The 25798-nt window shown below is 66.2% G+C and carries 23 protein-coding genes; 18 read left to right on the forward strand and 5 right to left on the reverse strand.

What is annotated here, in order from left to right; all coding sequences use genetic code 11:
• Window positions 1-13: 13 nt before the first annotated feature.
• A complete protein-coding gene (locus EU800_RS18320; RefSeq protein ID WP_129634475.1) occupies window positions 14-418 on the reverse strand; it encodes a MerR family DNA-binding transcriptional regulator in 405 nt (134 codons plus the stop codon).
• A gap of 222 nt (window positions 419-640) precedes the next feature.
• Entirely contained in the window at window positions 641-979 is a 339-nt protein-coding gene (locus tag EU800_RS18325; RefSeq protein ID WP_371685645.1) for a MerR family DNA-binding transcriptional regulator, read from the reverse strand.
• Window positions 980-1164: 185 nt separating this feature from the next.
• Between EU800_RS18325 and EU800_RS18330 the strand changes: the two genes are divergently transcribed.
• From EU800_RS18330 to EU800_RS18345, 4 genes are all read left to right on the forward strand, one after another.
• Window positions 1165-1596: a PaaI family thioesterase gene (locus EU800_RS18330; protein WP_129634477.1), complete on the forward strand. Its 432-nt coding sequence runs from the start codon at window positions 1165-1167 to the stop codon at window positions 1594-1596.
• A complete protein-coding gene (locus EU800_RS18335; protein ID WP_129634478.1) occupies window positions 1593-2099 on the forward strand; it encodes a PaaI family thioesterase in 507 nt (168 codons plus the stop codon). The genes EU800_RS18330 and EU800_RS18335 overlap by 4 nt, the downstream gene beginning before the upstream one ends.
• Window positions 2092-3426 carry an MATE family efflux transporter gene (locus EU800_RS18340; RefSeq protein WP_129634479.1) on the forward strand — a complete coding sequence of 445 codons (1335 nt, stop codon included), beginning with the start codon at window positions 2092-2094 and terminating at the stop codon, window positions 3424-3426. The genes EU800_RS18335 and EU800_RS18340 overlap by 8 nt, the downstream gene beginning before the upstream one ends.
• 125 nt (window positions 3427-3551) lie before the next feature.
• Window positions 3552-4247: a glutathione S-transferase gene (locus EU800_RS18345; RefSeq protein ID WP_129634480.1), complete on the forward strand. Its 696-nt coding sequence runs from the start codon at window positions 3552-3554 to the stop codon at window positions 4245-4247.
• Window positions 4248-4258: 11 nt separating this feature from the next.
• On the opposite strand, the gene EU800_RS18350 is transcribed toward EU800_RS18345, so the two are convergent.
• Together EU800_RS18350 and EU800_RS18355 are read right to left on the reverse strand one after the other, a co-directional pair.
• Window positions 4259-5305: a quinone-dependent dihydroorotate dehydrogenase gene (locus EU800_RS18350; RefSeq protein WP_129634481.1), complete on the reverse strand. Its 1047-nt coding sequence runs from the start codon at window positions 5303-5305 to the stop codon at window positions 4259-4261.
• Complete coding sequence (locus EU800_RS18355) at window positions 5302-5640, reverse strand: DUF952 domain-containing protein (protein WP_129634482.1); 339 nt, start codon at window positions 5638-5640, stop codon at window positions 5302-5304. The genes EU800_RS18350 and EU800_RS18355 overlap by 4 nt, the downstream gene beginning before the upstream one ends.
• Window positions 5641-5780: 140 nt before the next feature.
• On the opposite strand from EU800_RS18355, the gene EU800_RS18360 reads away from it, so the two are divergent.
• From EU800_RS18360 to EU800_RS18400, 9 genes are all read left to right on the forward strand, one after another.
• Entirely contained in the window at window positions 5781-7352 is a 1572-nt protein-coding gene (locus EU800_RS18360) for a bifunctional UDP-sugar hydrolase/5'-nucleotidase (RefSeq protein WP_129634483.1), read from the forward strand.
• 185 nt (window positions 7353-7537) lie between these two features.
• Window positions 7538-8206 carry an SOS response-associated peptidase gene (locus EU800_RS18365; RefSeq protein ID WP_129634484.1) on the forward strand — a complete coding sequence of 223 codons (669 nt, stop codon included), beginning with the start codon at window positions 7538-7540 and terminating at the stop codon, window positions 8204-8206.
• 191 nt (window positions 8207-8397) lie between these two features.
• On the forward strand, window positions 8398-9345 hold the full coding sequence (locus tag EU800_RS18370; protein WP_129634485.1) for a sulfide/dihydroorotate dehydrogenase-like FAD/NAD-binding protein: 948 nt from the start codon (window positions 8398-8400) through the stop codon (window positions 9343-9345).
• Complete coding sequence (gene gltA, locus EU800_RS18375) at window positions 9346-10854, forward strand: NADPH-dependent glutamate synthase (RefSeq protein WP_129634486.1); 1509 nt, start codon at window positions 9346-9348, stop codon at window positions 10852-10854. It abuts the gene before it with no gap.
• 19 nt (window positions 10855-10873) lie between these two features.
• On the forward strand, window positions 10874-12796 hold the full coding sequence (locus EU800_RS18380) for a 2-oxoacid:acceptor oxidoreductase subunit alpha (protein ID WP_207209936.1): 1923 nt from the start codon (window positions 10874-10876) through the stop codon (window positions 12794-12796).
• Window positions 12793-13779, forward strand: a complete 987-nt coding sequence (locus tag EU800_RS18385; RefSeq protein ID WP_129634487.1) for a thiamine pyrophosphate-dependent enzyme — start codon at window positions 12793-12795, stop codon at window positions 13777-13779. The genes EU800_RS18380 and EU800_RS18385 overlap by 4 nt, the downstream gene beginning before the upstream one ends.
• A 4-nt stretch (window positions 13780-13783) precedes the next feature.
• Entirely contained in the window at window positions 13784-15955 is a 2172-nt protein-coding gene (locus tag EU800_RS18390) for a ferredoxin (RefSeq protein ID WP_129634488.1), read from the forward strand.
• Between the two features lie 281 nt (window positions 15956-16236).
• A complete protein-coding gene (gene aroQ, locus EU800_RS18395; protein WP_129634489.1) occupies window positions 16237-16677 on the forward strand; it encodes a type II 3-dehydroquinate dehydratase in 441 nt (146 codons plus the stop codon).
• Window positions 16678-16820: 143 nt separating this feature from the next.
• Window positions 16821-17657 (forward strand): shikimate dehydrogenase, encoded by an 837-nt coding sequence (locus EU800_RS18400; protein ID WP_129634490.1) that lies wholly within the window; start codon window positions 16821-16823, stop codon window positions 17655-17657.
• An 86-nt stretch (window positions 17658-17743) separates the two neighbouring features.
• Here the strand turns inward: EU800_RS18400 and EU800_RS18405 are convergent, their stop codons facing one another.
• Window positions 17744-18655, reverse strand: coding sequence for a LysR family transcriptional regulator (locus tag EU800_RS18405; RefSeq protein WP_165354724.1), 912 nt, complete (start codon window positions 18653-18655; stop codon window positions 17744-17746).
• 138 nt (window positions 18656-18793) lie between these two features.
• On the opposite strand from EU800_RS18405, the gene EU800_RS18410 reads away from it, so the two are divergent.
• The 5 genes from EU800_RS18410 (at window position 18794) to EU800_RS18430 (ending at window position 25736) form a co-directional block, all read left to right on the forward strand.
• Window positions 18794-19726 carry a hydroxymethylglutaryl-CoA lyase gene (locus tag EU800_RS18410; protein WP_129634492.1) on the forward strand — a complete coding sequence of 311 codons (933 nt, stop codon included), beginning with the start codon at window positions 18794-18796 and terminating at the stop codon, window positions 19724-19726.
• Window positions 19723-20532, forward strand: coding sequence for a sugar phosphate isomerase/epimerase (locus tag EU800_RS18415; protein WP_129634493.1), 810 nt, complete (start codon window positions 19723-19725; stop codon window positions 20530-20532). Before EU800_RS18410 ends, EU800_RS18415 begins: the two co-directional genes overlap by 4 nt.
• A 57-nt stretch (window positions 20533-20589) precedes the next feature.
• Entirely contained in the window at window positions 20590-21996 is a 1407-nt protein-coding gene (locus EU800_RS18420; RefSeq protein WP_129634494.1) for an aldehyde dehydrogenase family protein, read from the forward strand.
• Complete coding sequence (locus tag EU800_RS18425) at window positions 21996-23771, forward strand: thiamine pyrophosphate-binding protein (protein WP_129634495.1); 1776 nt, start codon at window positions 21996-21998, stop codon at window positions 23769-23771. The genes EU800_RS18420 and EU800_RS18425 overlap by 1 nt, the downstream gene beginning before the upstream one ends.
• Window positions 23772-23840: 69 nt before the next feature.
• Entirely contained in the window at window positions 23841-25736 is a 1896-nt protein-coding gene (locus EU800_RS18430) for a bifunctional sugar phosphate isomerase/epimerase/4-hydroxyphenylpyruvate dioxygenase family protein (RefSeq protein WP_129634496.1), read from the forward strand.
• Window positions 25737-25798: the final 62 nt, after the last annotated feature.

Below are 25798 nucleotides of genomic sequence, written 5' to 3' on the forward strand. Positions count from 1 at the left end.
GCCGGCATTCGGGCTATTCCGCGGCCGAATGGACGTTCAGTTCGACGAGCCGACGCTCGCACCAGGCGAGCTGTTCCTTGAGTTCTGTGATAGCCTCATCGAGTTCCGTGCGCTGCCGGACCATGTCATTGAGGTGCCGGGACGCGACCTCGTAGGTCCGAGCAAGCTGGGTCACCTGCTGGTCGCCGACGTCGTAAAGATCGAGAAGCTGGCGGATCTCCTCGAGGCTGAACCCGAACCGCTTGCCGCGAAGGATCAGCTTCAGCCGCGCCCGGTCCCGCCGGGTGAACAGCCGCCGCGTGCCTTGCCGGATCGGCGACAGGAGCTCTTTGGACTCGTAGAAACGCAGCGCGCGCGGGGTTACACCATAAGCATCGCACATCTTGCGTATAGTCATCAGGTCGTCTTCGTTACTCATCTCTCTTCCTCTCCGCACTCCGCAGAACCAACTACAACCGGGGCACGCGTTTCCGGCGCTTCCCTACACATTGCTTTACGCCAGCGTAAGTCTGACGCTGCGTCACATTTTGACCGGAAAGGCCGGTTTCTTGCCTGACGACGAAATTTCCTTGCGCCCACGATCAAAGGGCTTTGGAAGGCGGCGGGGGACAGGGATGATCTGGTCACGTCGCCATCCTCCCTAGTTCAGGGCCGCCGCGGTTTCGTCGCGGAGTTTCTGAAGCTCGAGAATCGTTTCTTCGAGCTCTGCCTTTCGGCGCCCGAGTTCGGCGAGTTGGCGGTCTGCCATCTCGATCCAGGTGTCGAGTTGGCGGCGTGTGCCCTCCTGCTCGTAGAGCAGAAGCCATTGCCGGATATCCTCGAGGCTGAAGCCGAACCGCCGGCCGCGCAGGATCAGCGTCATGCGCGCCACCTCGCGCGGGTGATACCAGCGGGTCCGTCCCTCCCGTTCGGGCTGAAGCAGTTCGATATACTCGTAATATCGCAACGTGCGCGGCGTCACATCGAACTTTGCGCACATTTCCTTGAAACTCAGCCGGACGCCGGGCACCGGGTCGCTCTCCGTCTATGGGTTCAAGAAAAAGGTATGGCTGTCCGCGAAAGCGTTCAATGGCCGATCGGCAAACCGCGACGACAGGGCGGGCTTGCAAGGCCGGTCTCGAACCGGATAGTCCGGGCCAACACGTGGAGCCACGGGAGAGCGGTGTGCAAAACCAGACGATTGCGCGGCAGGTGATCGAGTCGCTGCCCTTCTCGCAGGCGCTCGGGATGCGGCTGGAAGAAGTCGGGGAAGGGCGCGCGGTGCTTTCGATGCCCTGGGACGCGCGGCTTGTGGGCGACCCGCATACCGGCGTGATCCATGGCGGCGCGGTGAGCGCTCTGATGGACACCACCGCGGGCACCGCGGTCATCGCGCGCGGCGACGGCACGGGCACAACCGCGACACTGGATCTGAGAATCGACTACATGCGTCCCGCCCGCTCCGGCCAGCGGTTGCGCTGTGAGGCCGTCTGCTATCACACCACACGCACCGTCGCCTTCATCCGGGCCACCACTCAGGACGAGGATGCGGAGGCCGGCCCGGTGGCCACCGCCGTCGGCGCCTTCACCTTCGAGCGCCGGGAGGAGGTGTCGTGAGCAAGCCGCGGCCCGAACCTGTGCAGGTGATCAAGGAACGGCGTGACCGGGCGCTCGATGCGCTGGTTCGTGGCGTGCCCTATATCGCCTTTCTCGGCATCGCCTTCGACCGCCGCGGCGACGAACTCACGGCGATCCTGCCCTATCGAGAAACTCATATCGGGAACCCGACGCTGCCGGCGCTGCATGGCGGCGCGACCGCCTCCTTCCTCGAGGTGACCGCGATCATCGGGCTCGGCTGGTCGATCCTCTGGGAGAGGATCGAGAGCGGCGCCGTCGACCCCGCCGCGATCGGTGCCGGCCGGATCCCGGCCCTGCCCAAGACGATCGATTTCACGACTGATTTCCTGCGCACCGGCTTGCCGCGCGATGCCTATGCCCGCGCCCTCGTGAACCGCTCCGGGCGGCGCTATGCCTCCGTCCATGTCGAGGCCTGGCAGGACAACCGCGCACGGCCCTTTGCCCAGGCGACCGGCCATTTCCTGATGCCCGCGGATGACTGAGGCCGCCCACACGGGCGAGGTTCGGCCGATCACCCACCGGCGCGTGCTGGCCATCGCCGCACCCATCGTGCTCTCCAACACGACGGTTCCGATCCTCGGGCTGGTCGACACCGGCGTGGTCGGACAGATGGGCGAGGCCGCGCCGATCGGCGCGGTTGGGATCGGCGCGATCATCCTGACGTCGATCTACTGGATATTCGGCTTCGTCCGGATGGGGACGACCGGGCTGGTCGGCCAGGCGCATGGTGCCGGGAACCGGGCCGAGGTCTCCGCGCTGCTCACCCGGGCCCTGATCGTCGCCGGTATCGCGGGCGGCGCGACGATCCTTGCGCAATCGGCGATCTTCGCCGGCGCCTTCCGGCTGTCGCCCGCGAGCCCCGAGGTCGAGGCGCTGGCGCGGCAGTATCTGGCGATCCGCGTCTGGTCGGCGCCCGCGGCCATCGCCATCTTCGGGCTCACCGGATGGCTCATCGCGCTGGAGCGAACGTGCTCGGTGCTGGTCCTTCAGGTTGCGATGAACGCGGTCAATATCGCGCTCGACCTGCTCTTTGTCCTCGGTTTCGAGTGGGGCGTGCGCGGCGTTGCCGTCGCCACTTTCGTTGCCGAATGGGGCGGCGCGGGCCTCGGCCTGTGGCTCTGTCGGGACGCGTTCGCGGGGCGCTTCTGGCGCGACTGGTCCCGGGTCTTCGACCGCGTGCAGCTGTTTCGCATGGCCTCGGTGAATACCGACATCCTGATCCGTTCGCTGCTGCTGCAGGCGATCTTCGTCTCCTTCCTCTTCTTTGCCGCCGATCTTGGCGACGTGGCGCTCGCCGCCAACCAGGTGCTGCTGCAATTCCTCCAGGTGACGGCCTATGCGATGGACGGCTTCGCCTTCTCTGCGGAGGCGCTGGTCGCACAGGCGATGGGGCGGCGCAGCGTCCCGGCGCTCCGCCGGAGCGCGGTGATGACAAGCCTCTGGGGGCTCGGCGCCGGGCTCGCGATGGCCGCGGGCTTCGCGCTTGTCGGTGGCGCGGTGATCGATCTCATGACCACCGCGCCCGAGGTGCGCATCGCGGCGCGGGACTATCTGCCCTGGATGGTGGCGGTTCCCATTCTCGGCGCGGCGCCCTGGATGCTCGACGGCATCTTCATCGGCGCGACCCGCACGCGCGATATGCGAAACATGATGCTCCTGTCGGCGTTGGCCTATGTGCTGACGTTGGCCGCGCTGATGCCCGTTTTCGGTAATCACGGCCTCTGGGCGGCTCTGGCCGTCTCCTTTGTTGCGCGGGGGACGACGCTCTGGATCCGCTATCCCGCGCTGGAGCGCGCCGTCGGCCAGTGATCCCGCTGGCGGTGCCCTGCCGTCCGCGCCGCGGCCTTTCGGCCGGGCGGTGCGAACAGTCTCTATCCAGGCAAGCGGCGGCGGGATAGGCTCGCCCTCACAGGATCCGTATCCGGGCAGGGACGATGACCGACTACCTCCTCCACTATTGGCCCATCGCGTTTCGAGGAGAGTTCGTGCGCGCGGTCCTCGCTTATGCGGGCGCGTCCTGGGAAGAGCCGGGCATGGACGAGATCCGGGCGCAGAAGTCGCGTGCGCCGCGAGATCAGATCGTGCCGCATATGGGGCCGCCCGTGCTCACCGACCTCCGCGCCAATGCCAGCATCGCCCAGATGCCCGCCATCCTGTTCTACCTCGCCGAACGCCATGGCCTGTTTCCGCAGGAGCCGATGCGCCGGGCGCTCTGCCTCAAGGCGGTCGAGGATGCCAATGACGTGCTCTACGAGATGACCCGCCACAACGGCAACCAGATGTGGACCGACGATGCCTGGCGCGTCTTTCGGCCCCGGCTCGACCGCTGGATGGGGATTTTCGAGGAGACCGGGCGACGTTTCGGCCTCGAGGCCGGTGACGGATTCCTGCTAGGCACCGCGGACGCCTGCCTCGCCGATCTTGTGACCGCGACGCTCTGGGGAACGATGACCGAAAAGCTGCCGCCGCTCAGGCCGGTGCTCGATGCCAATGCGCCCCGGATCGCGGGACTCTGCGACCGGATGGCGGCGCGTCCGGCGCTCGCGGCGCAGCGAAGGGACAGCGATGCACGCTTCGGCGATGCCTGGTGCGGCGGCCAGATCGAGGCGTCGCTCCGCGCCGTGATCTGAAAAGCCGGGACCTAAAGGTCCGCGCCCACCGCCTCCGCGACCTTGGAAACCCCGTCGCGCGCGAGCAGCGCCTCTAGGTCCCGCAGGATCTCGCCCACGAGCGACAACCCGCCATAGACCAGCGCGGTATAGAGCTGCACCGCCGTCGCGCCGGCGCGGATCTTGGCATAGGCCTCCGCGCCCGAGCCAACGCCGCCCACGCCCACAAGCGGGATGCGCCCGCCGGTCTCCGCGAAGAGCCGCGCGAGCACGGAAGTCGATCTCTCGAAGAGCGGCGCGCCCGAGAGACCGCCGGCCTCGACGGCATGCGGGCTCCGGAGCCCCTCCCGCGAGAGCGTGGTGTTGGTCGCGACGATCGCGTCGATACCCGTTTGTCCGGCGACCTCGGCGATATCGGCGATATCGGCCTCGGTGAGATCCGGCGCGATCTTCACGAAGACCGGAATGCGCCGCGCCAACCCGTCACGCACTTCCAGGACGGAGCGAAGCAGCGCCTCAAGCGCCGCCTTGCCCTGCAAGTCGCGCAGGTTCTCGGTGTTGGGCGAGGAGACATTGACGGTCGCAAAGTCGAGATGCGGTCCGCAGCAGGCCAGCACGCGGGCAAAATCCTCGGTGCGATCCGGGCTGTCCTTGTTCGCGCCGAGGTTGAGGCCGATCACGGCCCCCTTTGGACGCGCCGCGAGCCGCGCGGCCATCGCTTCCATGCCGTCATTGTTGAAGCCGAAACGGTTGATGACAGCGCGATCCTCTCTGAGACGGAAGAGCCGCGGCTTCGGATTGCCCGGTTGCGGGCGCGGCGTCACGGCTCCGACCTCGAGAAAACCGAAACCGGCGCGCGCCAGCGGCGAGAGCGCCACGGCGTTCTTGTCCATGCCGGCGGCGAGGCCGAGCGGGTTCGGCAAGTTCAGCCCGGCCAGCGTCACGCGGAGTCGCGGCGAAGTGATCGGCCCCGGCAGCGGCACAAGCCCGGCGGTGAGCGCCCTGAGCGCCAGCCCGTGCGCAAGCTCCGGATCGAGCCGCCGCATCGCCGCGAGGCCGATCCGCTCCAGCCGGCTCATACCACGCCTTCGGGAAAGATGTGGCCCGCCCCGCCCAAGGGGAGCGACTTGTCCCAGGTGACCTCCTCCAGCCGCAGCGTCCGATAGAGATGCGGGAAAAGCGCGCCACCCCGCGACGGCTCCCATTTCAGCGCCTCACCGAGCGCCTCGGCCTTCACGGCCACCAGCACAAGATCCGGCTCATCGGCGAAATGCTTCTCGGCGGTGCCCGTGACCTGCGCGGCGGTCGAGAAATGGATGAAGCCGTCTTCGAGGTCCACGGGCGCACCCGCGGTTTCGCCGGCATCGCGGAAGGCCTCCCATTCCGGGCGGCGGAGTATCTTGTAGATCAGCATGCAGGCGATGTGCCCCGCCGCGCGGGCTGGGTCAAGCGCCTGTCACGATCCCGTTTCCCGGCATCGATAGAAAGACTCGAAGGGTTTGACGCCGGAGCCGAAGCCCGACACTCTTTGCGCCATATAACAGGGAGATTCCGATGTTCGCACGCCTTCTCACTTCGGTCGCCGCGCTCGCCACGATGGCAGGCGCCGCCCAGGCCGATTACACTCTGACCATCCTGCACACCAACGACTTCCATTCCCGCTTCGAACCGATCAGCAAATACGATTCGGGCTGCTCGGCGGAGGACAATGCCGAGGGCAAGTGCTTCGGCGGCTCCGCGCGCCTGGTGACGGCCGTGGAAGAGGCCCGCGCCCGCGCCGAGAACCCGGTCCTCTTCGATGGCGGTGATCAGTTCCAGGGCACGCTTTACTATACCTATTACAAGGGCAAGATGGCGGCCGAGTTCATGAACAAGCTCGGCTACGACGCGATGACCGTGGGCAACCACGAATTCGACGACGGCCCCGAAGTGCTGCGCGGATTTGTGGACGCGGTCGATTTCCCGGTCTTGATGTCGAACGCGGACGTAAGCGGTGAACCGCTGCTGAAGGATGCGATCAAGAAGTCCACAGTCATTGAGCGCAACGGCGAGAAGATCGGATTGATCGGCCTGACGCCTCAGGACACCGCCGAACTCACGATTGGCGGCAGGGATCTGACCTTCACCGACCCCACCCAAGCCGTTCAGGCCGAAGTCGACAAGCTGACGGCTGAAGGGATCAACAAGATCATCGTTCTCAGTCACTCGGGATATCTGGTGGATCAGGCAGTCGCCGCGAACACGACGGGCGTGGATGTGATCGTTGGCGGACATGACAATACGTATCTGTCCAACGTGTCCGAGAATGCGAAGGGGCCATATCCCACCATGGTCGGCGACACGGCCATCGTGCAGGCCTATGCCTATGGCAAGTTCCTCGGCGAGCTGAAGGTGGTTTTCGACGACGAGGGCAAGGTGATCTCTGCCGAGGGTGAGCCGCTCATCATGGATGCCTCGGTTGCCGAGAATCCTGAGGCTGTCGCCCGCATCGCCGAGCTCGCCAAGCCGCTCGACGAGATCCGCAACAAGGTGGTTGCCGAGACGTCCGAGGCGATCGAGGGCTCCCGCGAAGTCTGCCGTGCCATGGAATGCCCGATGGGCAACCTCGTGGCCGACGCGATGCTCGACCGGGTGAAGGACCAGGGTGTCACCATCGCAATCGCCAATGGTGGCGGCCTGCGTGCCTCGATCGATGCCGGAGAGGTGACGATGGGCGAGGTGCTGACCGTGCTGCCCTTCCAGAACACGCTCTCGACCTTCGAGGTCACCGGCCAGACCGTGATCGACGCGCTGGAGAACGGCGTGAGCGAGGTCGAGGAAGGCGGCGGTCGCTTCCCGCAGGTCGCCGGGATTAAGTTCACCTGGGATCCGGCCGCCGAGCCCGGCTCCCGGGTCGTCGAGGTGATGGTCGCCGAGGGCGACGGCTGGGCGCCGATCGACCCGGCCAAGAGCTACTACCTCGTCTCCAACAACTTCGTCCGCGGTGGCGGCGACGGTTACGCGATGTTCCGCGACGCGAAGAATGCCTATGATTTCGGCCCCGACCTTGCCGATGTAACGGCCGAATATCTCGCGGAAATGGGGCCCTATAAGCCCTACACGGATGGCCGGATCGCCACCAAGTAGCGCTTCCGAACGCAAAGCGACGCTGGGCCGGCCCTGTCGGCCCCGCGCGATCGACTGGCTTCGTTCTACCGGAGCGAAAGGTGCCGCGGTCGCGGCGGCGTGGTTTCGGGCGATGAGCCGGCGGCCGGTTCGGCCATGTGTCGCGACCGTTTCAGCGCTGAGCCGTCTGGGCTATGCTGCCGCCCATGTGCGGACGCTTCGTCAATCTCCTGCCCACCGAAGCCATGGCGCGCCTCTTCGAGGCGGTGCCGGGCAACGACCTCCCCGATGGGGAGCGCTATAATATCTGCCCGACCAACATGATCACCACGGCCGTCTCGGAAGACGGCCAACGGCGCCTGCGCGCCATGCGTTGGGGCTTCCTGCCACACTGGTACAAGACGCCCACCGACGGCCCGCTCATCATCAACGCGCGCGCCGAGGGCATTGCCACCAAGCCCGCCTTCCGCGAGGCGATCCGCAGTCGCCGCTGCCTAGTTCCCGCCTCGGGCTTCTTCGAATGGACCAAGGGCGCCGAGGGCGCGCGGCTGCCCTGGTATATCCGCCCCGCGGACGCAGGCCCGATGGTCATGGCCGGTGTCTGGCAGGACTGGGAGCGGGAAGGGGCACGGATGACGACGGTCGCCATTGTCACCTGCGCCGCGGGCGGCGGGCTCGAGGCTCTGCACCACCGGATGCCGGTGATCCTCGCGGCCGAGGATTGGCCGCTCTGGCTCGGCGAGTCGGGGCACGGCGCCGCGGTCCTGATGCGGCCGTCGCCGGAAGGCAGCCTCGCCTGGCACCGGGTCGACCCGGCCGTGAACTCCAATCGCGCCACCGGTCCGGAGCTGATCGAACCCATGGCCGACGGCTGACGTATTCAAAAACACGCATATACTGCGACCAATCGCGCACCCCTTGCGAAAACGTTTGCCGACTTGATCGTAATCAAGGAAGAGAAGCGCTGCATGAATAGCGTCATGCCAGCCGAGTCCGGGCTGTATTCCGTCGCGCACAGTCGCACGACCCCGGCCTGGACCGCGCGAGCCGAAGGAGGAGCACGCGCATGTCCGACAGCGACACGCATGGGAGCGTCCCGGCAGCAGAGCCGGGGCAGGGGACAACGCGCGCGGCGCAGGACGGCCGGGCGAGCGGCTTTCCGATCGTTGCGCGAACCGACTTTTCGGAGACGACCTTCCTGCTGGAGATCGAGCATCCGCAGATGGCGCGGGCGGCGAAGCCGGGTCAGTTCGTCATCGTCATGATAGACGAGCACGGCGAGCGCATCCCGCTGACCATCGCCGATTTCGACCGCGAGAAGGGGACTGTCACGCTGGTGATCCAGGCGGTTGGCAAGTCGAGTCGCGAGATGCAGGCGCGCGCGCAGGTTGGCGCGACGCTCTACGGCATCGCCGGCCCGATGGGCATTCCGAGCGAGGTGTCCCATGCGAAGAAGGTGATCTGCGTTGGCGGCGGCCTCGGCGTGGCGCCGATCTACCCGCAGGCGCGGGCCTTCAAAGAAGCAGGCGCCCATGTGATCGGCGTCGTTGGCTTCCGCTCCGCCAATCTCGTCTTCTGGGAAGAGAAGTTCCGCGACGTCTGCGACGAGTTCATCATCTGCACCGATGACGGGTCGGCCGGCATCAAGGGTATGGTCACCGACGGGATTGCGCAGGCGATCGCGGCGCATGGCGATATCGACGAGGTGGTGGCCATCGGCCCGCCGGTGATGATGCGTGCCTGTTCCGAGGCGACCCGACCGCATGGTATAAAGACAATGGTGAGCCTCAACCCGATCATGGTGGATGGAACCGGAATGTGCGGTGGCTGCCGTGTCCGCGTCGGCGGGCGGATCAAGTTCGCCTGCGTCGACGGACCGGATTTCGACGGCCACGAGGTCGATTACGACGACCTGATGGCGCGGCTGAAGCGCTACCGGCCGCAGGAGGCCAAGGCCATGGAACGCTGGGACGAGAACTGCCGCATGCTGGCGATGGAAGAGGAGGCCCGCTAGATGGCACGCAAGACGATCCGGTCGATCCCGCAGGAACGGGCCTTCATGCCAGTGCTGGACGCCGAGACTCGGGCAACCAATTTCGAAGAGGTCTCGCTCGGGTTCGACGAGGCGAACGCGCTGGTCGAATGCGAGCGCTGCCTGATGTGCCCCGAACCCGCTTGCGTCGAAGGCTGCCCGGTCGGCATCGACATCCCAGGTTTCATCGCCAGGATGATCAAGAAGGACTATCACGGCGCCTGGGAGGTGCTGACGGATTCTACCCTGCTCCCCGCGGTCTGCGGCCGGGTCTGCCCACAGGAGGACCAGTGCGAAGGCGTCTGCGCAGTGGCCGTGAGCGGCGGGCTGGAGCCGGTCGCCATCGGCAGGCTCGAACGCTGGCTCGGTGACAAGGCGATCGAGAACGGCTGGCACAAGAAGAGCCATGTCGAGCCCAACCGCTTCCGGATCGGTGTCATCGGATCGGGTCCGGCGAGCATGGCCTGCGCGGCCGATCTCGCCAAGGCGGGCTGCGAGGTCACGGTCTTCGAGGCGCTGCACGCGCCCGGCGGGGTACTGCGCTACGGCATTCCGGAATTCCGGCTGCCCAACTCGGTCGTGGATGCCGAGATCGGCAACATGAAGGATCTCGGCGTCGAAATCCGCAACAATACGCTGGTCGGTCGGCTCTTCACCGTCGAGCAGATGATGGACGAGATGGGCTATGACGCCGTGTTCATCGGCACCGGCGCAGGCACCCCGAAGTTCATGGACATCCCCGGCGAGAACCTCAACGGCGTGCTCTCGGCCAACGAGCTCCTGACCCGCTGCAACCTGATGCATGCGGGCGAGTTCCCGAATTTCGACACGCCGCTGGAGATCGGCAAGAAGGTCGCCGTCATTGGCGCCGGCAACACGGCGATGGACGCGATGCGGGTCTCGCTCCGGCTCGGTGCCGAGGAGGTCCACTGCGTCTACCGGCGCACCGAAGCCGAATGCCCGGCGCGCAAGGAAGAGCTTCACCACGCGCAGGAAGAGGGGATCGAGTTCCACTGGCTGACCGCGCCGGTCGAGCTTCTGGGGGATGACGCAAACAACGTCCGCGCCATGCGCTGCCAGCGGATGGAGTTGGGCGCGCCCGACGACTCGGGCCGGCGGCGGCCGGTGCCGATCGAAGGATCGGAATATGAGTTCGAGGCCGACACGGTGGTTTACGCCATCGGCACCTCGCCCAACCCGATCCTCGGGCAGACCTCGAAGGTCGGGCTCAACAAATGGGGCTATATCGACACCGACGCGGATCTCGCGACGTCGCTCGCGGGCGTCTACGCGGGCGGCGATATCGTCACCGGCGCGGCGACGGTGATCCTCGCCATGGGCGCCGGCCGGCGCGCGGCGACGAGCATCCGCAAGTATCTCGGCATCCGCGACTCGATGGTGGTCTACGAACCCGAGCGAACGGGCTTCGAGGATACGCTCTTCGGCATCGACATGGCCGAGAAGAACTTCACCCAGCTGCGGCAGATCTAGAAGAAGGCGAGGCAGGACAATGACCTCAGACAGCATGGAAGCAGTCGCCGACCCCCGGGCAGACGAGGGTGACGCAGGACGGCCGGCGCGGTCGCGCCCGGCGGAGGTGCTTCAGGAACATATCGTCGAGATCGTGAGCGACTCGGGCGAAGGCGCGCAGCGCTGCGGCCAGTCGCTGGCGGCGATCGCGGCGCGCTCGGGTATGGGGATCTGGACGGTGGAGATCATCCCCGCCGAGATCCAGCCGCCGCCGCGCTCGGTGGCCGGTGCCTCCGGCAACCGCGTACGCATGGCGGCCGGCCCGGTGACCAATATCGGCGACCAGGCCGACCTCGTGGTCGCCTTCAACGAGCAGGTGCTGCTCGGCCGGCTCAATGCCGGCGAGATCAAGCCGGGCGCGACGATCCTGATCGAGAGCGGCTGGCAGGAGGACATGCATCCCGGCATCGTCGCCTCCTACCTGAAGGTCTGCGCCGATGTGCGCGCGAAGGGCTACAAGCTCTACGAAGTGCCGATGGGCAAGGAATGCCTGAAGTTCATTCCCGATCCGCGCAAGGGCAAAAACATGTTCGCGCTCGGCATGCTCTGCGCCATCTACTCGCTTGACGAGGAGGCGGCTCGGGCGCAGGTCCGCTACATCTTCGCCAAGAAGGACCAGCGGATCATCAACGCCAACATCGAGCTGCTCGATGCGGGCCGCGCCTGGGCCGAGGAAAACCTCGACATCGCCTACCGGATCCCGGCGCCGCCGGTGACCGAACCGCAGGTGGTGATGAACGGCAACGCCGCGCTGGCGCTCGGCACGGTGGCCTCGGGCATGGAAGTCTGCGCGATGTATCCGATCACGCCGGCGACCTCCGCGAGCCACTACCTCTCGGCGATCTTCGAGAAGGTGGGCTGCGTCGTGCACCAGGCGGAGGACGAGATCTCCGCCTGCTGCTTTGCCATCGGCGCCTCCTATGCCGGCAAATGCGCGGTGACGATCACCTCCGGCCCCGGCCTCTCGCTCAAACAAGAGGCACTCGGCCTCGCGGTGATGTCGGAGATTCCGCTCGTCGTCATCGACGTACAGCGCGGCGGACCCTCGACCGGCCTGCCGACCAAGGTGGAGCAGGGCGACCTTATGGCCGCGATGTTCGGTACCCATGGCGACGCACCGAAGGTGGTGATGGCGGTGTCCTCGATCGAGGACTGTTTCCACTCGGTCATCACCGCGCGGAAGATCGCCGAGACCTTCAACATGGTCGTGGTGATCCTGTCGGATGCCGCCCTTGCGACGGCACAGCAGCCCTTCCGCCGACCGGAGTTCCGCGCCGACTGGCTGGCGCCGCCGGTCAACCAGAGCGCAGTGCCGGAAGATGCGCACCCCTATGACTGGGACGAGCGCACCGGCATCGCCACCCGCTTCATTCCCGGCCAGCCGAACGGCATGCATTGCCTCACCGGGCTTGCGCACGACCGGGACAGCCATGTGGCCTATGATCCGGCGACCAACGAGGAGGGGCTGCTCAACCGCTCGCGCAAGCTCGCGGCGCTTCAGACAACGCTTCGCCTCGAACCGGTCCACGGCGACGAGGAGGGCGACCTCCTGTTGATCGGCTGGGGATCGAGCCGCGGCGCGATCCAGGAGGCGGTCGACCGGCTGCGTGCCAAGGGGCACAAGGTCTCTTCGCTGCACCTGAAATTCCTGCAACCGATGGCCTCGGGCATCGATACGGTGATGAAGCGGTTCAAGAAGGTGATGACCATCGAGAACAACTGGAACGACCCGCTGTCGGACCCGCTCGTCACCCCCGACAACCGCCGCCTGTCGCATCTGGCGATGCTCCTGCGCTCGCGCTGGCTGGTCGATGTCGACTGCTGGGGCAATTCGCGCGGACAGCCGCTGAAGCCCGGTGAGATCACCGCCGCCGCCCTCGCCAAGCTGGGAGAAGTGAAATGACCGCGACAATGACCCAGTGCCTGACGCAGTTGGTCCAGACCGACTACGGCATGACCGACTACCAGAGCGAGATCGAGCCCCGCTGGTGCACCGGCTGCGGCGACAACGCGATCCTGACGGCGATGCAGCGGCTTTGCCGCGACGAGCAACTCCCGCCGGAGAAGACCGTCAGCGTCTCGGGCATCGGCTGTGCCTCGCGGCTGCCGCATTACATGAATGCCTATGGTTTCCACGGCATCCATGGCCGCGCGCTGCCGATCGCCGAAGGAATCAAGATCCGCCGCCCCGACCTCTCGGTCTTCGTCACCACAGGCGACGGCGACAACTGTTCGATCGGCGCGGCGCACTGGCTCCACGCGGTGCGCTACAACATGAACATGGTGGTCATGCTGCATGACAACCAGGTCTATGGCCTGACCAAGAAACAGGCCTCGCCAACCTCGCCCAAGGGGCTGACGACCAACACCACTCCCTTCGGCGCCGCGCTCAATCCGCTGAACCCGCTGACGGTGACGCTAGGCATCTCAAACGTCTCCTTCGTGGCCCAGGTGGTCGACTGGATTCCGGAGCTGCTCTACGAGGTCCTGCACATGGCCTACAAGCACAAGGGCTTCTCCTTCATCCGCATCCTGCAGCGCTGCCCGAACTTCATGGACCACCATTTCGACAACTGGATGCAGGACCCGGCACGCACCCGGATCCTGACCCATTCGGACGGTCTGCGCCTGAAGCCGGAGCTGTCCCGGGTCTACAAGAAGCAGGAGACGCATGACCCGCTCGACATGCCGCGTGCCCTGGCGCTGGCGGCGCTGACCGACGAGGTGCCGGTCGGCATTCTCTACAAGAACCCCGAAGTGCCCTGCTACGACGAGCTGCGGGCCGGCGAGCGCCCCTCGACCCCGTCGCTGGTCGAGACGGTGCTCAACGAGGAGTTCGACAAGGTCGGCATCTGGCCGGCAGAGACGGCGGAGGCCGGGAGATAGGCAGATGCAACACCAGACGATTGCCCCCACACCTATGCCGAGCGGCCCGGCGACGCCGTCGCTTCGGCCCGCGCTCTTTGCCCGCTACCGGGCGCTTGAGGACTTGCGGCACGACTACCCGCTCATCCTCGTCGACCGGAAGGCGGACCGGCCCCTGCTGCGCCCGCTCTCCCGTGTCATCGACGACACCCTGAAGCGGGTCGCGCCCGCGGATCTCTCCGGCGAGGCGCTTCGGAGCCAAGTGCTCCGGCTCGAGGCCGGGATCCGCGCGCGGATCTTTGCCGGCCGGGAGGGACGGCTCTCCGATCTCTGGCGCGAGGTCGCTGCGGAGATGATCGAGACCAGCGGCGAGGCGCCGTTCGGCGCCCTCGACAACAACCTGGAGACCGCGCGCAAGGCGCTTCCGCTCGACGGCATGGTGATCGGCTGCGATGGCGAGACGCCGGGCAAGGTCCTGCGCCATGCCTGGGACGCGAAACAGGCGGCCAAGGCGCACCGGTTCCGCAAGATCGTCGACGGGCTGATCCTGAAGCTCGAGGACATCCTGAAATCCGACCACATGAAGTCGGACGAGGCGCATGGTCCGAGCGCGCTGGCCTCGGCAATGGGCGAGACCGCCAACGGGGCGATCGATTTTGGCGCGCTCTCCTCGGTGCTGCACCGCGCCCGGCCCGAAGACCGCCTGCCCGCCGACCGGGTCGACCGTATCCGCGGCGCGCTCGGCGTGCTCCGGTGCCAACCCTTCTTCGGCCCGGGCCGCGCCTCGCATAACTGCGCCGAACGGCGCGACCCCTACAGCTACACTTTCGATACCTGCTCGGCCGCGCTCGACGCCTATCGGGAGCGCCTGCCGGACGTGCTCGAATTCACCAAGGCGCTGACGGTGGCCGAACTCGAGGTCGCGCACAAGTATCGCCCGGAGTTGCATGACGGGATCCTCGCGAGCTTCGACGAGAGCGACCTTTCGGCCGAGCAGATCAACCTGCTGCCCTCGGCGCTGGTCTGCCTGCGCGACGGCGAGACCGAATCGGCCGAGATCGCCCGGAGTTACGAGGCGCTGGCCTGTGGCCTGCCGATCACGGTGATGATCCAGGTCGACGACCTCCTCGGCCCGACATCGCCGGAGCCGCCCGCGCACAGTTTCGGGGCCGGCACGGCCCGGCTCGCGACAATGGCGATCGGGCTGAACAACGCCTTCGTTCTGCAATGCGCCTCCGCCCATATCCACGGCATGAACGCGGAACTGGAACGCGGAATGGAATACGAGGGCCCGGCGCTGTTCTCGATCTTCTCCGGCGCGACGCCGAGCGTGCCCGATGTCGCGCCCTATATCGTCTCGGCGGCGGCCACCGAATCGCGCGCCTTCCCGAGCTTCACCTACGACCCGTCCGCTGGTGGTGACTGGGCGGCGCGGTTCGACCTGACATACAACCCGCAGCGCGAGGCCGACTGGCCGCTGCATCGGCTGGACTATGAGGACGCGCAAGGCCAGCGCCAGAGCGAGGAGGTCGCCTTCACCTTTGCCGATTTCGCCGCTTGCGACAGCCGCTACGCCCGGTTCTTCCAGCCGGTAAACGGCGAGGCGCGCGAGGAGGCGCCGGTCACGGTTCGCGACTGGATGAAGCTGCAGAGGGCGGCGGCCAATTTCTCGGCGCCCGCGATCCCGGTAATCGACCCCGACGCGCGGCTCTTCCGGGTGACCGTCGAGGGCAAGCTCGCGGAGATGGTGCGCCGGTGCAACGACGCCTGGCGGCGCCTGCAGGAACTGGCTGGGATCAACAATTCCCACGCGCTGCGCCTGTTGCAGGAAGACCGCCTGAAACGCGAGCAGACCGCAGAGTCCACCCCCGCGGCCGAGACGCCGGAGCCAGTCGCCGAAACACCTGTCCCGGCCGAGGCACCCGCGGCGGCGCAGGAGGGAGCGGCGGATGGTGCGCCGTGGATCGAGACGCCGCGCTGCACGACCTGCAACGAGTGTGTCCAGACAAACAGCGCGCTCTTCGCCTATGACGATAACAAGCAGGCCTATATCAAGGATCCGGACGCCGGCACCTACCGCCAGCTTGTCGAGGCGGCGGAGAGTTGCCAGGTCAGCATCATCCATCCGGGCCAGCCGCGGAACCCGGACGAGGCGGATCTTGAGGAGCTGATCGAGCGCGCCGCGCCGTTCAACTGACGGCGGGAGAAGGGCGGCCGGGGCCGCGAGGTCCCGGCGGCGCGACGACCCGAACAGGGAATCGATCCCTCGAAGACACCGTTCCGCGCCGATCGGGTCGCGGTCGCGCGGCGGGTGCGTGGCCCTATGGCCGGCCTACCGGGGTGCGAGATGCCTCTGGCGAGGATTGGGTGCGCGGTGCGCCACGAAATTAACATCCGGTTTGTCACTGCGTGCAATCGGGCAGTCGCCATGCCGTTCCGGAGGGGATACAGATTCCGCAGATCCGAAGGAGAGAGATCGTGACTAAGCTCATTTTTGTCCTGAATGGACCGAACCTCAACCTGCTCGGCAAGCGCCAGCCCGAAATCTACGGGCGCGAGACGCTGGAGGACGTGGAGCGGAACTGTGCCAAGGTCGGCGCAGGTTTCGGCCTCGACGTGCGGCTGCTTCAATCCAACCACGAGGGCCAGATCGTCGACTGGATTCACGAGGCGCGCGAGGCGGCTGCCGGCATCGTGATCAATCCGGGGGCCTTCACGCATACCTCGGTGGCCATTCTGGATGCGCTGAACGCCTTCGAAGGACCGGTCTTCGAGGTGCATATCAGCCAGGTACACAAGCGCGAGGCCTTCCGGCACCACTCCTATGTCAGCATGCGGTCGGACGGCATTATCGTCGGCTGTGGCATCGAGGGCTACGAACTCGCCATGCGCCGCCTCGGAACGCTCCTCGCGGACTGAGCGCCTGCGACGGCCGGACCGCGCTTCGGCGGCCGCGTCTCTCCTGTGCCCGCAGTGTGCCGGTGAATCCGCCGGTGCAATCTGTCTCCTCCCCAATCGCGGGTCGCAACAGGCCCGCGCCCTGCCAAAGCAAGGACGTGGCCATGGCCGATCTTCAACTGGGACTCATCGGTGACAACATCTCCAGCTCCTCGGCACCACGGCTGCATCGCCTCGCCGGACGTCAAAACGGGCTCGACGTTCGATACGACCGGCTTGTCCCGGCGGAGCTCGGCAAGTCCTTCGACGAGATCCTGGCCGATTGTCGCGCGACCGGGTTCCGCGGGATCAATGTCACCTATCCTTACAAGGAAGTCGCGGCCCGCAAGGTCACCATCGAAGACCCGCAGGTTCGCCGCATCGGCGCGGTGAACACGATCCGGTTCGAGGATGGCGCGGCATTCGGGTTCAACACGGACTACACCGGATTCATCGGCGGCTACCGGGCGGTCCGGGGAGACAAAGCCCCCGGCGTCGTCGGCGTTGCGGGGGCGGGCGGTGTCGGGCGCGCGGTCACTTTCGGCCTGCTGACGCTCGGGGCGAGCGAGATCCGTCTGTTCGACCGGGACGCGGAAAAGGCCGAGACGCTGGCCCGGGCGCTGCGGGAGGCCGGCACGGAGACACGTGTGGCGGCGTCCGCCAGCCCGGCCGAGATGGCGCGCGACACGACTGGCCTCATCAACTGCACGCAGCTGGGCATGGTCGGCTATCCCGGCTCCGCTATCCCGCGCGACCTGATGGGCGGCCAGGAATGGGCATTCGATGCGGTCTACACGCCGATCGACACGGCTTTCCTGCTGGATGCGGCGGCGGAGGGGATGCAGATCATCTCTGGCTACGAACTGTTCTTCTTTCAGGGCGTCCATGCCTGGTCGATCTTCTCCGATCTCCCGCTGGACGAGGATCGTCTGCGGCAGGATCTGGCCTCGGGTGCGGACTGAGAACGCAATCCGCGCGTTTCAGCTGGCTAGATTTGCCTGGCACAGAGTGGCGTGGCGCAGGCTCGTCCGATAGCGGACGGCGTGCATCAAGTCCGGGCGCGCGCGGCGGTTGCGCCGCTCATTTCCGCTTTCACCTGTTCGACCAGCGCGTCGGCAAAGACCGACCGGGGCGTGTTGGCGTTGAAGGCCGCATAGGCCCGGAACGCGGTCGGCTCGGCGATCGGGCGGATCTCGATCCCCGGATAGCGGGACGGTCCGGCGAGCGAGAACTCGTCGATGATCGCGACGCCGAGGCCACGACCGACAAGAGAGGCGATCATCTCGCCGGTGCGGGCGAGAATCGCGTATTCGACGTCGAGGCCATTTTGCCGGAACGGCTCGTGCAGGATGCGCCCATAGGGGTCGTCGAGCCCGACGCCGATCAGGCGTTCGGACACAAGAGATTGCACGGAGACGTGGTCCTTTGCAGCAAGCCTGTGCCCGGTCGGGAAGATCGCCATGAGTCGGCCGGCGTGGAGCAACTGCATCGTCAGGCCGGGATGATCGAGCTTATAGCTGAGCAGGGCGATCTCGCCGCGCCCCAGCAGCAGATAGTCGATGGCCTCCTCGATCTTGATCGTGTTGAGGCTCATGCGAAGGTCCGGAAACCGGGCCGCAAGGCGCGCCACGGCCGCCGGGAGCACGTGATGGGCAATCGAGGGAACCGCCGCGAAGGCCGCGACCCGGCCCTGCCCGGCCTTGAGCGCCTCGATCGAGTATTGCAGGTTCTCGACGGACTTGAAGACAGCCGTCACCTGGGAAAAGATGTCGCGCGCTTCGTCGGTCGGGACATAGCGGCCGTGTGTCCGGGAGAACAGGCGGATGCCGAGCTGGCTCTCGGTATGTTTCATCAACCGGCTGATCCCCGGCGCCGAGACCCCGAGCAATTCGGCCGCTCCCTTTACGGTGCCCGCGACAGTGACCGCGCGGATCACCTCGATCTGCCTTAGCGTCAGCATTTGGATCGTCCCCTCCCGAAAGAGATTAACATTGTGTTTGCCGAACCACCAATCTCTGTATTCGATATTCCGTTTGGTCCGACGTAGGGTTGCGTCAGATGCACTCATGGGCCGATCCCCGGGTGCCGGGAGGCTCCGATGTTCGACTTTCACGGCGATGTGCTGATCGAGGACGAGTTCCTGCGGGATGGCCTGCAGAACGAGTCGCGCCTGTTTTCGATCGACGAGAAGCTCGGCTTTCTCGCCGCGCTGGAGGCCGCGGGCCTGCGGCGTATCCAGGTCGGCTCCTTCGTGCATCCCAAAAGGGTGCCACAGATGGCCGACACCGATGCGCTCTTCGAGCGGATCGAGCCGCAGCCGGGAATCGTCTATACCGCGCTTGTGCTGAACCGGGCCGGGCTGGAGCGGGCGCTTGCGGTCGGGGTGAAGCACCTGTCGATCTCGGTTTCCGCTTCCGAAACCCATTCCAGGAAAAACACCAACAAGTCGGTCGACGAGGCCCGCGCGGCCATCGTCCCGACGATCGAAACGGCGCTCGGCGCAGGTGTCGCGGTGCGCGCCGGGATCCAGTCAGCCCTGGGATGCGGATTCGAGGGCCGGGTGGACCCCGGGACTGTCGTCGCCATCGCCCGCAGTTTTTCGGCGCTCGGTGTGAGCGAGATCAACATCGCCGACACCGCCGGGCTGGCAAACCCGCGCCAGGTGTTCGACCTCTGCACGCGGCTGCGCGGCGAGATCGACCCAGCGGTCCAGCTTTCGCTCCACCTGCACGACACCCGCGGACTGGGGCTCGCCAACATGGTGGCCGGGCTTCAGGCCGGCGTACGGATCTTTGACGCGGCGTTGGGCGGGCTGGGCGGCTGTCCCTTCGTGCCCGGGGCCACAGGAAATATCGCCACCGAGGATGCGGCCTTTGCCTGTGAGCAGATGGGGCTCGACACCGGCATTGACTGGCAGGCGCTGCGCGCACCGGTCGCCGCGGCCGAGGCGCTGCTGGAGCGGACGCTGCCGGCGCGGACGAGCCACGTCCCGCCTCCGCCCTGGGACCGGACAGAGGAAAAGGTCACATGAGCCACAAGTATTCGCTCTCCTACCTGACGGTGCCGGGCGTCACGCCGCCGGAGCAGACCCATATCGCCGCGAAGGCCGGCTACGAATATGTCAGCTACCGGCTCTTTCATCTCGGCGTGGCCGGCGAGCCGGATATCGATCCGACCTCGCCGCAAATCATCCGCGAGACCCGGCAGGCGCTGGCCGACACCGGGCTGCAATGCTTCGACATCGAGCTGATGCGCATCGTGCGCGACCTCGATCCGAGGCAGTTCCTTCCTGCCTTCGAGGCCGGTGCCGCGCTCGGTGCGACTCAGGTGATCTGTTCGGCCTGGACCGATGTGCGGAACGACCGTGCCTATATCGTCGAGACATTTGCCGAGATCTGCGATCTCGCCGCGCCATTCGGCCTGACGGTGAACCTAGAGTTCCCCGCCTTCTCGCGCCTGACGACGCTGGAGGAGGTGCTGGAGATCCTCGAGCGCACCGAACGCCGCAATCAGGGCGTGCTTGTCGATACGCTTTACATGCATTTCAACAAGGCGCCGCTCCTGGCCTTGGAGCGGGTGCCGCCGGAGTGGATCAACTTCCTGCATATCTGCGACGCAGAGGACCTCGCCTATACCAAGGAAGACATGATCCACATTGCCCGCGATGCCCGGCTCTATCCCGGCGAGGGGGCCATCGACTTCTGGTCGGTGAACTATCTTTTCCCGGATCTGCCGCTGTCCATCGAACTGCCGCATGCGGCGCGGATGGCGGAGTTCGGACCCGAAAAACACGCCCGGAACTGCATCGAGGCGGCCCGCTCCGTCTTCGACGTCTGACCGCGGCGCAACACGCAGCCGGCCCATGGTCGGCACCGGATTTCAGGAGGAAACGAAATGGCACGCGCCATCACCGAAGAAGAGATCGCCACCGTCGATGAAATGCTCGCCCGCGCCCGCAAGGCGATGGACGAGATCAAGGACTACGACCAGGCGCAGGTGGACCGGCTGGCCCAGGCCCTGGGCTGGAACTGCGGCAACGAAAAGACGTTTCTGCGCATCGCCCAGATGGGCGTGGACGAAAGCGGCATTGGCGATCGCGCGGGCCGCGGCGGTAAGCGGTTCAAGGTCCTGGGCATTCTGCGCGACGCCCTGCGGCAGAAATCGGTGGGCGTGATCGAGGAGGACCCCGCGAAGGGCCTGACCAAGATCGCCAAGCCGGCCGGCGTCATCGCCTCGCTCATTCCCACGACCAACCCGGAACTGACACCGCCGGTGACCGGTATCAACGCCATCAAGTGCAAGGACGCGGTGATCTTCTCGCCGCACCCGCGCGCCAAGGCGACCACCTTCGAGATGGTCCGCGTGATGCGCGAGACGCTGAAAAAGCTCGGCGCGCCCGCGGACATCTTCCAATGCGTCGAGACGCCCTCGATCCCGATGACGCAATACCTCATGGAGCAATGCGACCTGACCATGGCCACCGGCGGCAAGCCGATGGTCAAGGCGGCCTACAGCTCCGGTAAGCCGGCCTATGGCGTGGGCGCGGGCAACTCGACGATGGTGATCGACGAGACCGCCGACATCCAGGAGGCGGCGCGGAACTCCCGCATCTCCAAGACCTCCGATTTCGGCTCCGGCTGCTCGGCCGACGGAAACCTCGTTATCGCAGACCAGATCTATGACGACCTGCGCGCCGCACTGGTCGACGAGGGCGGTTATTTGTGCACTGCCGCGGAGAAGACGTTGCTGGAGAAGGCGCTTTGGGATGATCAGGGGCGCCGGACGATCAATACCGTCGCCGTCTCCGCCCAGACCATCGCCGGCATCGCGGGGTTCGAGATTCCCGAGGACCGGAAATTCATCATGGTCGAGCAAGACGAGATTGGCCCCGAGCACAGGTTCTCCGGCGAGAAGCTCTGCGTGGTGATGGCGCTCTACAGGTTCCGGGAATTCGACGAGGCGATGGCGATGGTGCGCGCGATCTTCGATGTCGGCGGCAAGGGCCATTCCTGCGGCATCTACAGCTTCGACGAAGAGCGTATTCTCCGGCACGCCGCAAATGCGCCGGTCAGCCGCGTGATGGTGCGCCAGCCGCAATCCAAGGCCAATGCCGGAAGCTTCGAGAACGGGATGCCTATGACCTCCTCGCTTGGCTGCGGCATCTGGGGCGGCAACATCACGAACGAGAACATCTCGCTCAAGCATTACATGAACGTCACCTGGGTCGCCCGGCCGATCCCCATCGACCGTCCCTCCGACGAGGAACTCTTCGGTGAATTCTACAACACCGAGGTGATGTGATGGCGACCGACCTGATCTCCAACCAGCTCGTCCGTTACCTGGAGCGGCGCGGCATCGCGCATGTGTTCGGTCTCTGCGGGCACACCAATATCGCGGTACTCTCGGCGATGGCGAATTCGAAGATCCGTTTCGTCAACGTTCGCCACGAGCAGATTTCGGCGCATGCGGCCGATGGCTATGCGCGGGTGACGGGCAGGGCCTCGGTGCTGCTTTCGCATCTCTCGCCCGGCCTCACCAATGCCGCGACCGGCGTGGCGAACGCGGCGCTCGACTGCATCCCGATGGTGGTGATCGCGGGCGATGTGCCGTCCTACTACTACGGCAAGCACCCGCACCAGGAGGTGAACCTGCACAGCGATGCCAGCCAGTATGAGATCTACCGGCCCTTCGTGAAGCGCGCCTGGCGGGTGGACACACCCGAACTGCTGCCGGAGATCCTGGAAAAGGCATTCCTTCTGGCCGAAAGCGGGCAGCCCGGGCCGGTGCTGGTCAACGTGCCGATGGATATCTTTTCGGCCGAGATCGACGTCGCACTCTGGGAGCGTCTTCGGGCCAATACCAAGACGCTGACCAAGCCCTCGATTGACGAAGAGACCGCGCGCGAGATCATCTCCCGTCTCGCCGCCGCCACGTCGCCGCTGCTCTATGTCGGCGGCGGCGTGGCCCTGGCGCGGGCCTATGACGAGCTGCGCGATTTCGTCGACCACATGCAGATCCCCGTGGCGCATTCGCTGATGGGCAAGGGGGTGCTGCCCGACGACCATCCGCTGGTGCTTGGCATGACCGGCTTCTGGGGCATGAAGTTCACCAACGAGCAGACGCTCGGCGCCGACTGGATCCTGGGGCTTGGCACGCGCTTCAAGGAGGCCGATTGCTCGTCCTGGTACCCTGAATACACGTTCAACATCGGCGAAGGCGGTTCGCGACTGATCCATATCGACATCGAGCCGCAGGAGATCGGCCGTAACTACCCGACGGAGATCGGCGTGGTGGCGGATCTGAAATCGGCATTGAAGGTGTTGAACCGTGTGGCGCGCGACATGCTGCCCCAAGGCCGCGCGGCGCCCGGGCTGGCGGACCGGATTGCCGCCGAACGCCGGGCCTTCGCGGAGAAGAATGTCGAGATGCAGAGCTCCGACGCCTTCCCGATGATGCCCGAACGGATCCTCGCCGACCTGCGCGCGGCAATGCCGCGGGATGCGATCCTGACCTCCGACGTCGGCTGGAACAAGAACGGGGTGGCTCAGCAGTTCGACATCTACGAGCCCGGCTCGATCCTGATTCCCGGCGGCTTCGCCACCATGGGGTTTGGCCCGCCGGCTGCGATCGGCGCCAAGATCGCCGCCCCCGACCGCGTGGTGATCAGCCTCGTCGGTGATGGCGGTTTCGGCCAGAACCCGGCGATGCTGGCCACCGCTGAGGCCGAAAAAACGCCGGTGATCTGGATCATCATGAACAACAACGCCTATGGCACCATCGCCGGGCTGCAGAAGGCGAATTACGGGCTGACCCACGGCACTACCTTCCCGCGCGCCGCATCCCCCGAGGAGCAGACTCCCGACTACGCCGCCATCGCGCGCGCCTATGGTTGCGACGGGGTGCGGGTGACATCGGCCGACGCGTTCAAGCCGGCGCTGGAGGCCGCCATCGCCTCCGGCCGGCCCACCGTCATCGATGTCGCCATGGTCAACAACCCGACGCCGACATCGGGGCACTGGAACATCCTCGACATCTACTCGCCAGAGGGCAATGCTGGCCACGTTTCGACAGATTGACGGCCGGAGCAAAAGAATGGCGGCGGCGCGCAGTTCGCGCCGCCCCGGCGCCACAGGAAGGACCACGCGATGCAGACCTCCATTGCCACCGTTTCCATCGCCGGCGACCTCGGCGACAAACTCACCGCGATCGCCGCGGCCGGCTTCAACGGAATCGAGATCTTCGAACAGGATTTCATCGCCCATAGCGGCTCCCCGGCGGAGATCGGCCGGATGGTCCGCGACCACGGGCTCAGGATCGACCTGTTTCAGCCGGTGCGCGATTTCGAGGGCCTGCCGGAGCCGCTGCGGACCAAGGCATTCGACCGGATCGAGCGTCGATTTGACCTGATGGGCGAGCTTGGTACCGATCTGCTTCTGGTCAGCTCGAGCACCCATCCCGAGAGCCTCGGAGGCATCGACCGGATCGCCGCCGATTTCGCCGAACTTGGCGCCCGCGCCGCGGCGCGCGGGATGCGGATCTGCTACGAGGCGCGGTCCTGGGGGAAACATGTCGCGGACTATCGCGACGCCTGGGAGGTGGTGCGGCGCGCCGGCCACCCCGCCGTCGGGCTTGTTCTCGACAGTTTCCACACGCTGGCAAAGAAGGTCGACCCGGAGGGAATACGGTCGATCCCTGCCGATCGCATCTTCCACGTCCAGCTGGCGGACGCGCCGGTGATCAACATGGATCTCGACTACATGTCGCGCCATTTCCGCGTCATGCCGGGCGAGGGCGACCTGCCGGTGCTGGACTTTCTGCGGGCCGTCGCGGCCACCGGCTACGATGGCGTTTACAGCCTGGAAATCCTGAACGACCAGCTGCGCGGCGGCAGCGCCCGGATTGCCGCACAGGACGGCCACCGCTCGCTGATCTACCTCGCCGACCAGCTCCGCCGGGCCGAGCCCTCGGCGCGGATCGACGTGCCGGAAATGCCTGCCAAGGGGCGGGTGACCGGCGTGGAATTCGTCGAGTTCTCCGCCAACGAGGAGGAGGCGGAGATCCTGGGCGGGATGCTGCACCGGCTCGGATTCTCGCCGGCCGCACAGCATGTCGCCAAGCAGGTGACGCTCTGGAAACAGGGTGACATCAACATCGTGATCAATACCGAGCAGGAGGGCTTTGCGCATTCCTCCTACGTGATGCACGGCACCAGCGTCTGCGACATTGGCCTGCTGGTCGAGGATGCCAGGGCCACGGCGGAACGGGCACAGGCGCTCGGCGCCAACCTCTTTTCGCAGCGCCGCGGCGAGGGTGAGCTCGACATCCCCGCGATCCGCGGCGTTGGCGGCTCGGTGCTGCACTTCCTCGACCGGAACCCGGAGCTGGCCGGAGTCTGGGCCGTCGAGTTCGACCCGACCAAACCGGACCCGGGGGCCAGCCCGACCGGTCTGACCCGGATCGACCACGTCGCCCAGGTCATGAAACACGAGGAAATGCTCACCTGGATGCTGTTCTACACATCGATCTTCGAGATCGAGAAGGCGCCCGAGGTGGACGTGGCGGATCCCGGCGGGATCGTCCATTCCCGCGCCTTGCAGGGCGCGGATGGCGGGCTGCGGATCACCCTGAACGGTGTCGACACGCACCGCACCTTCGCCGGCCGTTTCGTCTCCGACAGCTTCGGCTCCTCCGTCCAGCACCTCGCCTTCGCCACTGGAGACATCTTCGAGACGGCCCGGATGCTCGCGGCCAACGGGTTCGAGAGCCTGCCGATCCCGGCCAACTATTATGGCGAGATCGAGAGCGGTTTCGGGCTGGACGTGGAGCTTGTTCAGGCGTTTCAGGCGGCGAACATTCTCTACGACGAGGACGGCGCGGGCGGCAGCTACTTCCAGCTCTACTCGCGGCCCTATGGCGACGGCTTCTTCTTCGAGATCGTCGAGCGGCGCGGCGGCTATGACGGCTACGGCGCTCCCAACGCTCCCTACCGCACCGCCGCGCTCAAACGCCTCGGGCGCCCCGCCGGCATTCCCAGGCTGTAACCACGCGCGCTGCTGGACCGAACCGGACGATATGGTCATCGCCCGGCGGCAGTCCTGAGACC

Source organism: Tropicimonas sp. IMCC6043 (assembly GCF_004146235.1).
Lineage (GTDB): Bacteria > Pseudomonadota > Alphaproteobacteria > Rhodobacterales > Rhodobacteraceae > Tropicimonas.